Origin of the sequence: Gracilibacillus halotolerans, assembly GCF_014206945.1 — a bacterium.
GTDB classification, from domain to species: domain Bacteria; phylum Bacillota; class Bacilli; order Bacillales; family Amphibacillaceae; genus Gracilibacillus; species Gracilibacillus halotolerans.
Genome location: NZ_JACHON010000008.1, coordinates 20247 through 36112 on the forward strand (window position 1 = coordinate 20247; position 15866 = coordinate 36112).

Genomic DNA, 15866 nt, shown 5'->3' on the forward strand with positions numbered 1-15866 from the left:
GGAAGTCTCCATTTAACTCCTTATTTTTATCATGTAGTATAGTCGAAACGGTTTCTCCTATATACTTATCGAAAGTAGCGAAATTATGTTAATAGAAGTCTTATTCCTATTCCTTCTCAATATACAAAAAAACCCGAACAAAATTCGACGGAATCGTTCGGTTTTTAAAAATCCATATACCTTTTATTTTTGTATCGTTTTTATAAAATTCCCAACGTTTTTAACTAGCGGTGATACTTGTTGATATGTGCTAGCTAGTTGGTTTACCGTATGGAACACCTTATCCATATCCATCTCGCCTTTATCCGTCTGAAAATAGCCTAGCAGTGGATTTTGTTTTGGTTTCTGTTGTGAGTTGGTATGAAAAGGAACATTTTGCATAGGTATAGGTGGTTTCTGGAAATAGCTATATGGATTTGCGTTCGGTTGATACCCTGGATACGTGTTCTGTTGACCCTGATAAAAAGGCATTCTTGGATTGGTAGGTGTGAATGGTGGTTGATGTTGCAATTCTATCCCCTACCTTTATAAGGAGTTTACTATAGTTTATGCAACTCCATTATATTTTGTTAATAGTCAAACGAACCAAATATTTCTTCTAGCTTTGATTGTTGATACCCTAATATATATTCCGACTCTCCATAAAAAACAACTGGGGTGATGTAGACATCCTGCTCCCGTAGTTTTTTTAAAAAAGATTTATCTTTTGATATATTTTTTATAAAGTATGGAATGCCCCTATTTTTAAAGAATTGAATAATTTCGTTACATTCATTACCACAATCATCACTTATATATACTTCTACTGTATCGAATTTCACGGGCAACTCCTCCTGAATAGTAAAAATGGTCTATTTATAACTACCCGAATTCAGAGGAGTTAAAACTATTTATTATAATTTTTCTCTATGAATAAGCCCAACTTCTTTAAAAGCTCTATTGCCTGTAATTTTTCTTCATTCGATAACCCACCAGTGATAGCTTCAATTTGTTTCCAATGCTCTGGAAATATATCATGTAGGAGCTGCTCACCGACTGCTGTTAATGATGCGTAAGTAATACGTCGATCTTTAGAACTAGGTGTTCTTTTCACCAAACCTTTTCTTTCTAATTTATCCACAACATACGTTATACTTCCGCTTGCTAATAATATACGTTCTCCAATTTTTTGTAACGGTTGTTCGCCCTCGTGATAGAGTAGCTCCATAACACCAAAGTCGGTTGTATTTAATCCATGCCCCTGGATGTCCTCTGCCACTTGATCCGCTACAGATCGATATGCTTTAGAGAGGACGACAAATAACTTTAAGGAAGGATCTTGTTTTCTACGTAAATATTCATTTCTCTCTTTCATTGGCTACACTCCTCAGGCAAACTTCTATATGACTCGTATTATAGCAAAGAAAAGAACACAGTCAATTATTTATTGGTAATTTTTTCTTATATTTACCAATTAAAATAATAAGAAAACTACAAAACAAAAACTTCACGTTTAACACACTAATAAATAAGCTTGCATATAAAGCTAATACTAGCAGTTGCTCGTATGCTGTGGCTGTATACCACCGATTATTAAATCGCTTTAAATGATGAGTGAGCTGGAAGTCAACCAATACATATAAAGCAAGAACAAAACAGATGCTATACCATAATATATTCAAAGTAAATCCTTTACCAATCCATAATGCAATTGCCATTACGATGAATAACAGCACACTACTACAATAAACAAAAAACATATAGCTTGATTTTAAATTTCGCATGTTCCACGGTATACTATGGACAAGTGGATATTGAAAAACGGTAACAAATAGGCTTCCCACCAATTTTACATACATAAACATTGCACCGACAATCCCTAAGCCTTGTACCAATTCCCCTTTAAAACTTGTAAGAAAAACACAAATTGCAAAATAAATTAGGATCATTATTACGTATTCGATATGATCTTGTAGTCCCTTCAACCATATACGACGATACATGTGAGATGCTTTACTATATCGAAATGGTTTCTTCATATATACATGCTGATAAATATCTTTCCATGCAGATTTTCTTTGTACAGGTTTTGTTTTAGTATCAGACATAAACCGGACAATCATCATGTTCCAAACCTTCTGATCATTCCGTTCAGCTATTTGTGTCCAAGATGCCTTCTTAAATCGTTTCGGATAAATGTAAAACTGAAAAATCAGTAGCATTACTAGTATTATACTAATCATCCATTCTTCTGGAACAACTTCTGTAATAACAATTAGCCGAGAAATAGCAATAAGTATTAAGCCTAAAAAATAGATAATCCACCGTTTTAAACCATGAAGCGAATGAAAATACCATTGCGGAAGGATTACTAGTAGTGTAGAAACCAACGTAATAATAAAAAGTTTAATAACAAATACATAGGAGAATGGCGTGAAAATTAATAATAAACTGAAGAAGGCGGTTATGTTTATCATAGAGCGTATCATTTTTTCTAAGAATAATAGTTTCCAAATGTGCTTAATGGAATAGGATAGTGTCGATAATTTGTATTCTGCACTCGTTATTCGTATCGCAGGGTCCTCATTCGATAGGACTAAAGCTCCCGCAATCAACCCTATAACAATCCATGATAAGCGATTCTCTGTTAATGATTCAATTTGATGAAATATGGGCTCAAACTGCTGCAATTGGTCGTATAAAATAATAAGGAAAAGAATAGTAAACAAGCCAAGGTACACAGAAATCGTTTTGTCTAGAGCTACACCGAAAGCAAATCGATATAATTTTCTTTTCTTTTGTGATCGATTCTTTCTAATAAATCTAAGAATAGCTACGGTTCGCTTCATTCTTCCATTCTCCTTGATAATCCCTTAAATTGCTGCACATCGCCTTGCTCTATTATTAATCCTTTCTTTAGCATGACATAGGACGTTGCTAACCTGTCCAATCTCTCCAACTGGTGAGTCGTTAGTAGAATACTCGTACCACTTCTTATTTTTTGTATTAAAATTTCTTCTAATTGAGTAATTGCATGTACGTCTAACCCAACAAAAGGTTCATCAATTAATAGTAGAGGTACATCCGGTAACAGAGCACATATCGTTTGCACTTTCTGCCTCATACCTTTAGAAAGAGATTCGGGGTATTCATTCATCTTGTCCTCTATTTCAAAGAGTTGTAGCCACTCCTCAGCTCTAGTCAGTAATGAGCTCTCTTCCATTTCATAACTCTTACCATATAGTTGAACATGCTGCATTACCGTTAATTCTGGTAATAGAAATGGTTCCTCTGGTATGTAGGAAAATAACTTTTTATAAGCTAAATAATCAATATCCTGATCTCTATTATGTATATGAATCGTGCCTTCCTTTTTTTGTTGCATTCCAATAATTGTCTTCATTAATGTAGACTTCCCCGCACCATTGTGTCCAATCAGCGCGATGGATTCCCCTTCGGACATTTCAAAGCTTATATCATTTAATAACGTCTCTCTTCCGATCTCCACATGGACATTGGCCAATTTTAAAACGGTCATCTTATTCCCCCAGTTTCTCTTATTTCTAGAAAAAAAGAGACAACCAAAATGGCGTCCCTTATGCTAATTCTTCTTGCAAAAACTCCAAAACATCATCTGGGGTTTTTGTGTATGCACTGTGGCGATGAGCAAGCTTTTCTCCATTTTGGAAAATAAGGATGCTAGGTATTCCCATAACTTCATATCTTTGAGCTAATCCTTCCACTTCATCGCTGTTTACCTCATACCAATCATAGTTATTATATTGTTCTAGAATATCTCCGATAAACATGTCCATTCGTTTACAATCAGGACACCAATCCGCATAAAACTTAATGATTACAGGTTTATCAGAAGCAATAATTTCATTAAATTGTTCTACCGAATGAATTGCTTTCATTTATTCAAGCACCTCTTTTATTTTTTTTATCGTACTAGCTAAAATTTAGCAAAGTTAAAAGGTACTTTCAAGGTTTTGGCTTTTTACTCGTACTCTACTTTCCCTAACAGGTAAGCACTGAGTAATCCAATTGCAAACGTAACAACACAACCTAATATTCCTCCAGTAGTTGCCGGGAATCCTGGAAAGATAACGAAAATAGAGCCAATTACCATCCCAATTACTACTGCATAGGTACCGATAGGAAACGTTGCAAATAACTTATGTATCACTTTACTCATAAGTAGAATCCCTAATAAAATTCCTATTCCTGTAATGAAAATTACGAGCAGATTTCGGTCATTAATCGCACTAATAATCGTCGCATACGAACCGATAACTAACAAAATAAAGGAGCCACTAATACCAGGTAAAATCATCGCCGCACTCGCTGCAAACCCAGAAAAGAACAACCATATGTAGGTGGAAGTCGAAAATTCGGTAATGATTGCTCCCTCACCTGTTTGTAACAACATCATAGGCGCAACAATTGCTATTCCAAGTAGGATTAATAAATAATGTGGTATTTTAAAATTTTGCTTCGCTTCAGACTTATTAAATAAAAATGGCAGCACACCAATAATTAGGCCTAAAAAAGCGAATTGAGTTTGTGCTGGATAATGCTCAAACAACCATTCAATCACACGGGCTAATAAGAAAATGGCCGTAAGCACGCCAATACCAAGTGGCAATAAAAATAAAAAGTGTCTTTTAAAATCTCTACTAAATATCCCGTTAATGGCTTCGATAAGGCGATCATAAATACCTAACACAACCGCAATCGTGCCACCACTTACACCCGGTATTACATCACTTGCTCCCATCACCAAACCACGATAAAGATTTCTCCATTCCAAATGCTTATCCCCCTTTATTCCATAAAATCTATGTCTGTAAATTGTGATAAATGATTTTTAATTTCCTCATAATGACCCTTAGCATCATTAAGGTGTTGATTTGAAATGTCTTTCATTGGGATAATCGAGTAATTTCTCATTTTCCCATTTATTCTTTCATGATGAACAAAGGTAGGTAACATGGATGGGGAATGTACTTCAAACGTATCTCCCTTTCGATCCGTCGTTTTGGTAACCTCGAAGTTGAAAATACCTCCGATTTGACGATATAGCTTATCCTGTCCTGATAAAAAGTTCCCTAAGGAATACGCAATTAGCATCTGGTTACCTTCTTTACCTTCCACCCAATCTACCGGTTGTAGTACATGTGGATGATGTCCAATAACGACATCTACACCTAAATCTGCAACGAATTGTGCTAAGGAACGCTGCTCATTATTAGGCAATCTCTCATACTCATTACCGAAGTGAAGGCTAACAACAATAATATCGGAAAGTTGCTCTGCCTCCTTGATCTCACGTTCCATTAATTCCTTATCGATTAAATTAACGAGATAATCTTTTCCTTCAGGTACTGGTATTCCATTTGTTCCGTATGTATAGCTAAGAAATGATACTCGAATTCCTTCCTCTTCTATAACACGAATCTGCTTTTGGTCCTCTTCGTCCTTGAAGCTCCCTGTATAGAGCATTCCAATCTTATCATAATAACCGATAGCATTTTGAATTGCTATTTCCCCTCGATCTAACGTGTGATTATTTGCCATTGTGACAATATCTACACCTAACTCCTTCAAGTTATCACCGAGCTCAAACGGACTATTAAACTGTGGATAGGTGGACAGTCCAATTTCTTTTCCTCCCATAATGGTTTCCTGATTAGCCATAGTAATAGTAGGTTCTTTTAAATAGGCTTGAACCTCTTCAAACATCGGGAGAAAGTTATAGGTACCATCTGCTTGTTCCGCATCATCATATACGCGAGAATGAATAAGTAAATCACCAACCGAAGCAATGCTTATACTCGTTTCTACTGGTTGAATGCTCGCTAGAAAATTACCTTCAATTTCTTTGTGATTTTGTTCTGTTATAGATGCTGGATGGTTATCACTCGAATCACCTGTAGAGCAACCTACTAAATAAAAAATAAGTAATAAATAAACTATGTATATTGTTGTTTTTTTCATGACACAAGTCCCCTTTTTTCGACCTCTATTCTACCATAGACTGTTAATTATAGAAAACTTGACTAAACAAATTTTAATTATTTAGCAGATACGTTGAAATTTTTCACTTGTTTTGTTCGTCTAACTAGGTAGAGGCTAAACAAGGAGGAATAAAATGATTAAAGTGAATAACATTTCCCATACATTTTACTTAGGTAAAAAAGGAAAAGAAACAGCGGTTTCTGTATTGAAGGATATTTCTTTTAGCGTAAATGAAGGGGAAATCATAACAATTACAGGTAAAAGCGGATCGGGTAAATCGACTCTTTTAAACCTTGTTGGTGGTTTCTTGCGTCCAACAGAGGGAGAAATTTGGATAGAAGAAAAAAACATTACTACGTTATCAGAAGGGGATTTAGCAGACTTCCGGTTAGAAAACTTAAGTTTTATATTTCAAAGTTTTCAACTCATCCCAAGTATGACAGCATATGAAAATGTCGAGCTACCACTTGTTTTAAAAGGATTAGACCGTGACATCCGTCGCAAAAGGGTAATGACTGCGTTAGAGCGTGTAGGATTACAAGATCATGCATCCTACTATCCGAGTGAACTTTCCGGGGGACAGCAACAGCGGATTAGTATCGCGAGGGCGCTAGTAATGGAATCGAAAATCATTTTAGCGGACGAGCCAACAGGAAGTCTAGACAGTGAAACAGAGCAAGAAATATTAGCTTTTATTAAAGAGTTAAACGAAAAAGAAAATCTCACCTTTTTAATCATTACACATGACGAAGAAGTAGCTAAAATCGGTCATCAGCGTATCCATTTACATGATGGGGAAATTATGAAAGAAGGTGTATCTGTTTGAAGTTACAAGATCAATGGCAATTTATTCGTTCCAACATGAAAAAAAGTAAATCACGCGTTTATATGACAGTGCTAGCATCTGCTATGGCTTGTACCTTTTTAGTTGTCCTGGCATCCGTTGGGTTTGGAATCCATGATACGTTAATAAAAGATGTAATAGAAAATAGAAATGTTACCCAAATTGAGATTTACGGGCTAGATAAGGATGGGGAATCAAAAGAGATTGGTGACGAAGAAATTAAACAGATAGAAAATATGGAGGGTGTGAAAGCTGTAACACGCTCTAAGGAATTGGCACAAACACCTGTGTATCGAACAGATAATTATGCGGGGCATGGGTGGACAGTGGTCTCCCACTTCCCATCCGAAATAGAAGCTGGTATGGAGGTTGAGGAAGGGAGACTGCCGGAAAACGCTAATGAAATTATCGTAGGCCATCATTTTTCCAACGAGTTAATACCTCAAGACAAAGACGTGAACGAAATTTTCGATGCGAATGGTGAATTGTTGGAAGAGTTTGCCTATAAAGATAGCTTATTAGGCAAAGAAATAAGTCTTACTGTTAGTAAAGAAACAAACGGAAAAGAAGAGGAACATACGCTAAACGTGACGATTGTCGGTATTACCGCACCTCCCGCCCGTGGTTGGATGGAAGACCGTACCGTTCATATTTCTGAAGAATTATTAGCAGAGATTGAAGACTTTACGGGTACAGTTAAGGGAGCTGTTCACGAATCCGAGGACCATTATGTATCTAGTGGCTATGATCGAATCCACGCTTATGCTCATAATATGGAAGGTGTTGTGGATATATCGGAACAATTAAATGAAGAGGGATATTATGCTTACTCACCAGCAGAAGAATTAAAAAACATTAATGTTGTATTTACAATAGTGAAAGCAGGATTAATCTTTATTGGAACGATTGCGATTATTATTGCATCGATTGGTATCTACAATACAATGACAATGGCTGTAACGGAGCGTACGCCTGATATTGGTATTATGAAAGCCTTAGGGGCACATCCGAAAAAAATAAAGCAAATATTCTTACTTGAAAGCAGCTACATAGGTTTACTTGGGGTATTAATAGGAATTGTCGCTTCTTATATTATTAGTTTTATTGCAAACATAGGGTTAACAATGATAGTTGAGGGAATGTTTGAGGAGCAATTACCTGAAGGTTTTCGCTTTTCTTCCATACCTTTAAGCTTAGTCGCTATTACCGTGATTATTTGTTTGACCGTTACCGTTATATCCGGATCCAAACCAGCCAAAAAAGCCACTCAAGTCGATGTATTACAGGCCTTAAGACGAGAAATTTAGAAATAGGAATAAGCTAGTAGAGATTGGGAAAGAAGTAATTTTCATAATACAAAATTCGAATGTTATACTAACGCCAAGTCAAAATACTTCGCTTTCCGCAGGCAACACCTGCGGAAAGCGAAGTGTTTTAGCGAAGTAATTACAAAAGCGTACAAACTGACGGATTCTATCGAATCGTTCAGTTTATACTATGATTAAATACTTTTGTACCTGCCTCAGTTTTTAACAATACCGAAATTATGCTTTTCTTTAATTGAATTAGGCGCCATTTTTATAACCAACTGTAAAATAAGCGTAACGACTACTACATCGTCAATTAAACCGAATAACAACAAGTAATCGGGTATGGCATCGAAGGGAATTACGATATATAGGACAATCAATAAAAGGATTGCAATTTTCTTTAGAAAAGATACTTCCTTGGAAAAGAAATAATCTTTTAAAAACGGTACTGATTTATGAAATTTGAATAAAAACGTTAATCTTCTCCAAAATCGCATTTTTACCCCTCTTTCTCCCTTTCATTATCAAATACCCTTTAAAATTATTAGCAAAACGAAAAGAAGATATAAAAGTATGGCCAAGCAATGCTTGACCATACCAAAGGTTTTATTTTTTCTTTGCTGCTTTTTCTCGCTCGTTTTTATTTAATATCTTTTTACGTAATCGAACAGATTCTGGAGTTACTTCACAATATTCATCATCATTTAAATACTGCAAAGATTCCTCTAAGGACATTTTACGTGATTTACGGATTGTTACCGTATTATCTTTATTAGCTGAACGAACGTTTGTCAAGTGTTTTTCTTTCGTGATGTTTACTGTTAAATCATTATCACGATTATGTTCGCCGACAATCATACCAGCATATACTTCCGTACCAGGTTCCACGAAAATTACACCACGGTCTTCTAGGTTCATAATTCCATAAGTAGATGCTTTACCATTTTCTAGTGAAACGAGAACACCTTGACGTCGTCCACCTACCTGTCCCTTAACCATTGGCGCATATTCTTCGAAAGAATGGTTGATGATTCCATATCCATGTGTGATGGTCATAAATTCCGTTGAATAGCCTATTAGACCACGTGATGGCACTTTGAACTCGATGCGGACTTGACCGTTACCATGGTTCGCCATATCAAGCATTTCACCTTTTCTAATACCAAGAGACTCCATAACCCCACCAGTGTATTCTTCTGGAACATCAATTTGAACACGTTCTACCGGCTCACATTTTACACCATCGATTTCTTTAATAATAACTTCTGGCTTCGATAATTGTAATTCGTATCCTTCTCGACGCATATTCTCTACTAATATAGACAAATGAAGCTCTCCACGACCGGAAACAACCCACGCGTCCGGGGAAGCTGTTTGTTCTACTCGAAGACTTACGTCCGTTTCTAACTCGGACATAAGACGTTCTTCAATTTTTCTTGAGGTAACATGTTTTCCTTCACGTCCAGCAAATGGACTATTGTTCACAACAAACGTCATCTGTAGGGTTGGTTCATCAATTCGCAGTAACGGTAAAGCCTCTTGCTGATCTACCGGACAAACTGTTTCACCTACGTTAATATCTTCCATTCCTGCAATCGCAACAATGTCCCCTGATTTCGCTTGGTCAATCTCAATTCTTTTCAAACCGATGAAACCAAATAACTTCGAAACACGGAACTTCTTCACTGAGCCATCGTTTTTCATTAGTGCTACCTGTTGACCTACTTTAATTGTTCCTCTGAATACTCGTCCAACACCAATGCGTCCTAAATAATCGTTGTAATCGAGCATTGTTACTTGAAATTGTAATGCGTCATCTGCATTATCAATGGGCGCTGGTATATGTTCTAAGATGGTATCAAAGACAGGGTTCATACTGTTTTCTTGTTGAGCTGGGTCTGATTCCAAGCTCGACGTACCATTCAATGCAGAAGCATATACAACAGGAAATTCTAATTGCTCATCATCTGCACCTAACTCTATGAATAAATCCAATACTTCATCTACTACTTCTTCTGGGCGTGCATTCGGACGATCAATCTTATTCAATACAACAACTGGACGAAGCTTTTGCTCTAACGCTTTCTTTAAAACAAAACGTGTTTGTGGCATACAACCTTCATAGGAATCAACTACAAGCAACACACCGTCCACCATTTTCATAATACGTTCTACTTCTCCACCAAAATCAGCGTGACCTGGTGTATCTAAAATATTGATACGAGTATTCTTATATTCAATAGCCGTGTTTTTGGCTAGTATCGTTATTCCTCGTTCCTTCTCAATATCGTTAGAATCCATTGCACGTTCGTCAACTTGTTCATGCTCACGGAAGGTTCCTGAATCGTGTAGTAATTGGTCTACTAACGTCGTTTTCCCATGGTCAACGTGAGCAATTATAGCGATATTTCGTAAATCCTCTCTTGCTGTGGTCATGTATTACTCTCCTCTTTTATCAATGACTTGAACATAGCTACATTGTCATTTCTCCATTTATAATATCTAGTTACAATAACTAGTTAAACCTCTTTAAACAGTTTTGAAAACATTATCGTTTAACAACTTGTCAATTATACCACATTATCAACTGGAATTAAAAGGATTTTTTGTTTATTCAACTCTTCTTTTATTATCGTTCGTCTTTTTTCAAGTACTATTCACATATCTATTTCTTAATAATCTAATCTTCATTCCATTATTTGAAGATCAAAACACAGCGACAATACGTTTCTTTGACCTATGATTATTTCATAAACACTATAGTAAACTTCGCTCCATGCGGTTCGATGTTCCCTGCTTTAATTTTACCCCCTGATTTTTCAATAATAGCTCGGGCTATCGCAAGGCCTAATCCTGTCTCTCCTGTAGTCCCTTTCACGAATCGGTGGAACAGTTGATCCATAAGGTCTGGGTCAATTCCTTCTCCATCATCTGTAATTTCAATCATCACTTTAGTGTTATCACTACTCACATTTAATTCTACAATTGATTTTGCATGTCGAATCGAATTCGTAACAATATTCATTAACGCACGTAAAAATTTTTCTTCGTCTATTGTTATTGTAATCTCTTCCACATTTTTCATTTGAAATGTTACGTTTCTCTCTTTTGCTATCGCGAGTGCCCGATCTTCTATTTGCTCTGTCATTCGTACGAGAGAAACTTCTTTAAACTGATAAGGTTCTGCCTCACTATCTAACTTAGCCAAAAGAATAATTTCATTGATAATCTTCTTTAAGCGATTGATTTCCTCAACCATCACGTCGTATCCTCGTTCCGCATCTTTTCCTTGAAAAATACCATCACGAATTCCTTCTGCGTAGCCTTGAATGGTCATTAGAGGTGTTTTTAATTCATGACTAGCGTTCTGAAAGAAATGGCGTTGCGATTGGATATAACTTTTCAATTCCTTTGCCATGTCATCTACACTCTGTGCAACTTCCTTTATTTCCCCAGTTGCTTTTATTTCTTCTAATTGATCAAATTCCCTTTTTTCTACCTTTTTTAACTTCTTTCGGAGCTTCGTCAATGGTGTAACTAACGTCCTTGTTAAATAGTTACTAATTAGTACAGCAGCAATAATCCCGATTAAAAAAATTAAAGTCAAACGATTGATTAAGCTTTTTTGTACCTCTTGCAAATCATCCAACGGAGTTAATAGAACAAGCTGCTGAGAAGTAAATGGGGTATAAAAAGGTATAATGGACACCACATACTTTTCTCCGCCCGCTTCCCATAGCGGTTGCTCTTCGTTTCTTAAATCATAATAGTTCACCCATCGCTCTATAGTGTTTGCATCTGGGATGGAAGAGAAAATAATCCGATGATCTACTTCGTCATAAGCAAATACTTGAAGATTATATTCCTCTAGCATGCTTAGCAATCTGTGAACATTAGCAGTACTATTTAAATCCTGTGAGAGGATAAAATTAACAATCAATTCTCCACTATCCTCCAATTGCCTTTGTTCATCCTTAATTAACATTTGGAGCATTTGGGAGTAAATAGTAATACCTGTAATCGCCATTATTACGACAAGTAATGATGTAAATGCAATTGTTAATTGATTTTGTAATCTCATCATTATTCCTCTTCTAGTTCCAAACGATAACCGTAACCCCAAACTGTTTCAATCGGTAATCCGTTCAATTTCTTTCGAATTCTTTTCACCAAATCATCTACAGCTCGATCACTTCCGAAGTAATCTTCTCCCCATACAAGTATTAACAATTCTTCTCTAGAGAAAGCTCGGTTTGGCTGCTTAGCAAAAATCTCTAGCATTTCATATTCCTTCGTAGTTACATCAATTTCTGTCTCTTCCCAAAAAACTTGACGTGCCGGTTGATCGATTTGTAAGTCACCAACTCGAATGATTCCATTACTTTTTGGTGTATCTACCGTGGTACTATGAACACGTTTAAACAGACGTTTAATTCTAGCGACCAACTCACGAGGACTAAATGGTTTTGTTAAATAATCATCACTACCTAGTTCAAGTCCTAGAATTTTATCTACCTCTTCATCTTTTGCGGAAATGATAATGATCGGTACTTCACTCGTTTCGCGAATCTTCTTACACAATTCATAGCCATCCATTCCAGGTAACATGATATCTAAGATCCACATATCTGGCTGGCCCTGCTCCGCAAGTTTCCAAGCGTCCTCGCCGTTATCTAGCAGTTTTAATTCATAACCTTCGTTCGATAAGTATGCTTGAACAATGTCACGGATGTTTTTATCATCTTCTACTACATAGATTGTTTGTGTCAAAACATTCACTCCTAACTTTGCTATTAGCGTTATTCTCTCATATAAATAATGTTTTTGAAGTATTCTTTTTTCCACATTTTTTTTACATTTCTCTCATTATTATGCCATATCTTCTACCTATAATAGAAGTTAGTAATAGTCAAACTTTCCGAAAGGATGATGATAGATGTCAGAACAACCAATCACAGACAAAAAAGATAAAAGCTCCTTCTCTAACTTTATTAGTGGTTTTGCGGGTGGATTAGTTGCTGTTTTACTCGTAGGCGGAATCTTTTGGTCATTGTCAGAAGCAGATACAAATTCTGCAGAACAACAAGATGAACCTGTAATGAAACAAACAGAAGGTTCTTCTATTCCGACAACGAATATAACGTATGAGGAAACAAATTCTGTAAATGCTGCTGTTGAGCAAGTATCTGATGCTGTAGTTGGAGTATCAAATATAAGCCACCTAAATCTATGGGAAGATTCCGAAACTCAAGGAACAGGTTCAGGAGTTATCTATAAAAAAGAAGACTCATTTGCATATGTAGTAACGAATAACCATGTCGTCGAAGGTGCACAAGCTGTCGAGGTTATATTATCGAACGGCGAGCACGTTGAAGCGGATATTTTAGGAACAGATGCGTTAACAGATTTAGCTGTCCTTCGTATTCCTGGTGATAAGGTCGAAACTGTCGCTACTTTAGGATCATCTGATGATTTAAATGTTGGTGATACTGCGGTTGCTATTGGAAATCCACTCGGAACAGAATTTGCTGGTTCGGTCACAAAAGGTATCATTAGTGGACTTGATCGAGCTGTGGATGTAGATACAAATGGTGATAGAATGCCTGACTGGACGACAAATGTTATTCAAACAGATGCAGCTATTAACCCTGGGAATAGTGGTGGAGCATTAATTAATGCAAAAGGTGAGTTAATTGGTATTAACTCCATGAAAATTGCTCTCACACAAGTAGAAGGGATTGGTTTTGCGATTCCGATTGATGAGGCAAAACCAGTTATGGACCAATTAGAGACTTCTGGTGAGGTCGTTCGTCCTTACATGGGAATAAGCGGCGTTGATTTATCCAGTGTACCGGCACGTCATGCAAGAGATACATTGATGCTAGATGAAAGCGTCGAGGAAGGAATTGTCCTTGCTCAAGTCCAACCACGCTCACCATCCGATGAGGCTGGTTTACAAAGATACGATGTCATTACGAAAATAGATGATACGGGCGTTTCCTCCATGTTAGAATTAAAATCTTATTTATATCGTCATAAGCAAATAGGCGATGAAGTAACCATAACTTTCTATCGTGAAGGGAAATTACAAACGACGAAGATGGCCTTAACCGAACAAGAGAATATATAAGTAGAAAAGCGAAAGCACCTCGCATACCCCCGACAAGCTTAAGTAAGGCTTGGCGTGGCGTCCTTTGCCACAGAATAGCATTACTTAAGACCTCGAGGGGGTAGGTGCTAGAGCTAGACAATAAGAAAAGCGAGAGCACCTCGCCCACCCCGACGGGCTAGATCAACATCTAGGCACCCTCTTTATACTAAAAGCTGCTGAAGGTATCAGCAGCTTTTATATTTCATTCGCATGGTCAATACAGTAGGTTGTCTCTGGTATAGCACGTAAACGCTCTTCATGGATTTCCTTTCCACAAATTTCACACTTACCATACTCACCATTTGCTAATCTATCTAAAGCTTTTTCTATTTGAAGTAATTCTTGCTCCTTACGTTCTTCTAGAGCCATATCACGTTCTCGTTCAAATAATTCCGTACCCATATCACCAGGATGATTATCGAATGTTGTTAGTTCGCCGACTTGCTCTTCCAATGTTTCATCGTACGGCGCTTCCTTTGCAAATAATAATTCATCTCTTCTATCTTCTAACTTTTGCTTACATTCTTTCTCAATACTCTTATCCATCTTACCGCCTCCTGAAAATACTATTCCCTGCCTTATTCAAATAAAAACAAAAATTAATCGGCAATGTAATGAAAGCGTTATTATAATCTGATAAAGTTATATGTAGAAATACAAAGGGGGTACGTTGTATGTTTCAAAACATTGGATTTATTGGTGCCGGAGTTATGGGGAAAAGCATGGTAAAAAACTTATTAAAAGCAGGAAAAACAGTACATTTATATACTCGAACTAAAGAAAAGGCGAACGAGCTTCTAAGAGAAGGAGCGATATGGGAGAACACAGTCGCTGACGTTGCAAAAAAATCAGACTTAATTATTACAATTGTAGGTTTTCCAAATGATGTAGAAGAGGTTTATTTTGGCGAACAAGGGATTCTAGAAAATGCAAAACCAGGTTCATTTGTCATTGATATGACAACCTCTAGTCCGCTCTTGGCAAAGAAAATATACAATCAAGCAAAAATATATCACATACACAGTTTGGATGCTCCGGTTTCTGGGGGAGATATTGGTGCAAAAAATGCTACATTAACCATCATGGTTGGTGGTGATCACAGCGATTACGAACTTTGTCTTCCAATCTTAAGACTGATCGGTGAAAATATTATTCGACAAGGTGACGCAGGTTCTGGTCAGCATACAAAAATGGCGAACCAAATTGCTATTGCATCCAATATGGTTGGTGTCTCTGAATCAATTGTATATGCGAAAAAAGCAGGCTTAGATCCAATTCAAGTTCTTGATAGCATCTCCGCTGGCGCTGCTGGAAGTTGGTCATTGTCAAACCTTGCGCCAAGAATGATTGCACATGATTATACGCCTGGCTTTTACATTAAACATTTTATTAAAGATATGAAAATCGCACTAGCATCCGCTAAAGAAATGGGTCTACAAATGCCCGGTTTAGAATTATCGTTACAGTTGTATACGGAGCTAGCAGAAAACGGCGAAGAAGATAGTGGTACACAAGCATTAATTAAATGGTTTCAAGACGCATAGGCCAAAAATGATAATGG

17 protein-coding genes are annotated in these 15866 nt (G+C 36.8%); 4 read left to right on the forward strand and 13 right to left on the reverse strand.

The features are described 5' to 3' along the window. Nucleotides 1-183 precede the first annotated feature (183 nt). The 8 genes from GGQ92_RS09475 to GGQ92_RS09510 form a co-directional block, all read right to left on the reverse strand. On the reverse strand, nt 184-510 hold the full coding sequence (locus tag GGQ92_RS09475; RefSeq protein WP_184247683.1) for a YppG family protein: 327 nt from the start codon (nt 508-510) through the stop codon (nt 184-186). Nucleotides 511-569: 59 nt separating this feature from the next. Beyond that, nucleotides 570-821: a glutaredoxin domain-containing protein gene (locus GGQ92_RS09480; protein WP_184247686.1), complete on the reverse strand. Its 252-nt coding sequence runs from the start codon at nt 819-821 to the stop codon at nt 570-572. A gap of 65 nt (nt 822-886) precedes the next feature. Continuing rightward, nucleotides 887-1354, reverse strand: a complete 468-nt coding sequence (locus tag GGQ92_RS09485) for a MarR family winged helix-turn-helix transcriptional regulator (protein WP_184247689.1) — start codon at nt 1352-1354, stop codon at nt 887-889. A gap of 61 nt (nt 1355-1415) precedes the next feature. After that, nucleotides 1416-2828 carry a hypothetical protein gene (locus GGQ92_RS09490; RefSeq protein WP_184247692.1) on the reverse strand — a complete coding sequence of 471 codons (1413 nt, stop codon included), beginning with the start codon at nt 2826-2828 and terminating at the stop codon, nt 1416-1418. Continuing rightward, the gene (locus tag GGQ92_RS09495) at nt 2825-3517 is read right to left on the reverse strand and encodes an ABC transporter ATP-binding protein (RefSeq protein ID WP_184247695.1); all 693 of its coding nucleotides are present in this window, start codon (nt 3515-3517) and stop codon (nt 2825-2827) included. Before GGQ92_RS09495 ends, GGQ92_RS09490 begins: the two co-directional genes overlap by 4 nt. Nucleotides 3518-3575: 58 nt before the next feature. Next, the gene (locus GGQ92_RS09500; protein WP_184247698.1) at nt 3576-3896 is read right to left on the reverse strand and encodes a thioredoxin family protein; all 321 of its coding nucleotides are present in this window, start codon (nt 3894-3896) and stop codon (nt 3576-3578) included. A gap of 83 nt (nt 3897-3979) precedes the next feature. Further along, complete coding sequence (locus GGQ92_RS09505; protein ID WP_184247703.1) at nt 3980-4792, reverse strand: DUF368 domain-containing protein; 813 nt, start codon at nt 4790-4792, stop codon at nt 3980-3982. Between the two features lie 14 nt (nt 4793-4806). Beyond that, entirely contained in the window at nt 4807-5979 is a 1173-nt protein-coding gene (locus GGQ92_RS09510; RefSeq protein ID WP_184247706.1) for a CapA family protein, read from the reverse strand. 154 nt (nt 5980-6133) lie between these two features. On the opposite strand from GGQ92_RS09510, the gene GGQ92_RS09515 reads away from it, so the two are divergent. Both GGQ92_RS09515 and GGQ92_RS09520 read left to right on the forward strand, forming a co-directional pair. Further along, nucleotides 6134-6826, forward strand: a complete 693-nt coding sequence (locus tag GGQ92_RS09515; protein ID WP_184247708.1) for an ABC transporter ATP-binding protein — start codon at nt 6134-6136, stop codon at nt 6824-6826. Beyond that, a complete protein-coding gene (locus GGQ92_RS09520) occupies nt 6823-8151 on the forward strand; it encodes an ABC transporter permease (protein ID WP_184247711.1) in 1329 nt (442 codons plus the stop codon). The genes GGQ92_RS09515 and GGQ92_RS09520 overlap by 4 nt, the downstream gene beginning before the upstream one ends. Nucleotides 8152-8366: 215 nt before the next feature. Here GGQ92_RS09520 and GGQ92_RS09525 read toward each other — a convergent pair whose 3' ends face one another. The 4 genes from GGQ92_RS09525 to GGQ92_RS09540 form a co-directional block, all read right to left on the reverse strand. Further along, nucleotides 8367-8651, reverse strand: coding sequence for a YkvA family protein (locus GGQ92_RS09525; RefSeq protein ID WP_184247714.1), 285 nt, complete (start codon nt 8649-8651; stop codon nt 8367-8369). A gap of 109 nt (nt 8652-8760) precedes the next feature. Beyond that, entirely contained in the window at nt 8761-10590 is a 1830-nt protein-coding gene (gene typA / locus GGQ92_RS09530) for a translational GTPase TypA (protein ID WP_184247717.1), read from the reverse strand. 307 nt (nt 10591-10897) lie between these two features. After that, nucleotides 10898-12235 carry a sensor histidine kinase gene (locus GGQ92_RS09535; RefSeq protein WP_184247720.1) on the reverse strand — a complete coding sequence of 446 codons (1338 nt, stop codon included), beginning with the start codon at nt 12233-12235 and terminating at the stop codon, nt 10898-10900. 2 nt (nt 12236-12237) lie between these two features. Continuing rightward, nucleotides 12238-12924, reverse strand: a complete 687-nt coding sequence (locus GGQ92_RS09540) for a response regulator transcription factor (protein WP_184247723.1) — start codon at nt 12922-12924, stop codon at nt 12238-12240. Nucleotides 12925-13090: 166 nt separating this feature from the next. On the opposite strand from GGQ92_RS09540, the gene GGQ92_RS09545 reads away from it, so the two are divergent. After that, the gene (locus GGQ92_RS09545; protein WP_184247726.1) at nt 13091-14284 is read left to right on the forward strand and encodes a S1C family serine protease; all 1194 of its coding nucleotides are present in this window, start codon (nt 13091-13093) and stop codon (nt 14282-14284) included. 216 nt (nt 14285-14500) lie between these two features. Here the strand turns inward: GGQ92_RS09545 and GGQ92_RS09550 are convergent, their stop codons facing one another. Continuing rightward, a complete protein-coding gene (locus tag GGQ92_RS09550) occupies nt 14501-14851 on the reverse strand; it encodes a TraR/DksA C4-type zinc finger protein (RefSeq protein WP_184247729.1) in 351 nt (116 codons plus the stop codon). 128 nt (nt 14852-14979) lie between these two features. Between GGQ92_RS09550 and GGQ92_RS09555 the strand changes: the two genes are divergently transcribed. Continuing rightward, nucleotides 14980-15849: an NAD(P)-dependent oxidoreductase gene (locus GGQ92_RS09555; RefSeq protein ID WP_184247731.1), complete on the forward strand. Its 870-nt coding sequence runs from the start codon at nt 14980-14982 to the stop codon at nt 15847-15849. The last annotated feature ends 17 nt before the right edge of the window (nt 15850-15866 follow it).

Coding starts and splice junctions, on each gene's coding strand:
- GGQ92_RS09485 (WP_184247689.1), bottom strand. CDS start 1,354: ATGAAAGAGAGAAATGAATATTTACGTAGAAAACAAGATCCTTCCTTA.
- GGQ92_RS09490 (WP_184247692.1), bottom strand. CDS start 2,828: ATGAAGCGAACCGTAGCTATTCTTAGATTTATTAGAAAGAATCGATCA.
- GGQ92_RS09495 (WP_184247695.1), bottom strand. CDS start 3,517: ATGACCGTTTTAAAATTGGCCAATGTCCATGTGGAGATCGGAAGAGAG.
- GGQ92_RS09500 (WP_184247698.1), bottom strand. CDS start 3,896: ATGAAAGCAATTCATTCGGTAGAACAATTTAATGAAATTATTGCTTCT.
- GGQ92_RS09510 (WP_184247706.1), bottom strand. CDS start 5,979: ATGAAAAAAACAACAATATACATAGTTTATTTATTACTTATTTTTTAT.
- GGQ92_RS09515 (WP_184247708.1), top strand. CDS start 6,134: ATGATTAAAGTGAATAACATTTCCCATACATTTTACTTAGGTAAAAAA.
- GGQ92_RS09525 (WP_184247714.1), bottom strand. CDS start 8,651: ATGCGATTTTGGAGAAGATTAACGTTTTTATTCAAATTTCATAAATCA.
- typA (WP_184247717.1), bottom strand. CDS start 10,590: ATGACCACAGCAAGAGAGGATTTACGAAATATCGCTATAATTGCTCAC.
- GGQ92_RS09535 (WP_184247720.1), bottom strand. CDS start 12,235: ATGAGATTACAAAATCAATTAACAATTGCATTTACATCATTACTTGTC.
- GGQ92_RS09545 (WP_184247726.1), top strand. CDS start 13,091: ATGTCAGAACAACCAATCACAGACAAAAAAGATAAAAGCTCCTTCTCT.
- GGQ92_RS09550 (WP_184247729.1), bottom strand. CDS start 14,851: ATGGATAAGAGTATTGAGAAAGAATGTAAGCAAAAGTTAGAAGATAGA.
- GGQ92_RS09555 (WP_184247731.1), top strand. CDS start 14,980: ATGTTTCAAAACATTGGATTTATTGGTGCCGGAGTTATGGGGAAAAGC.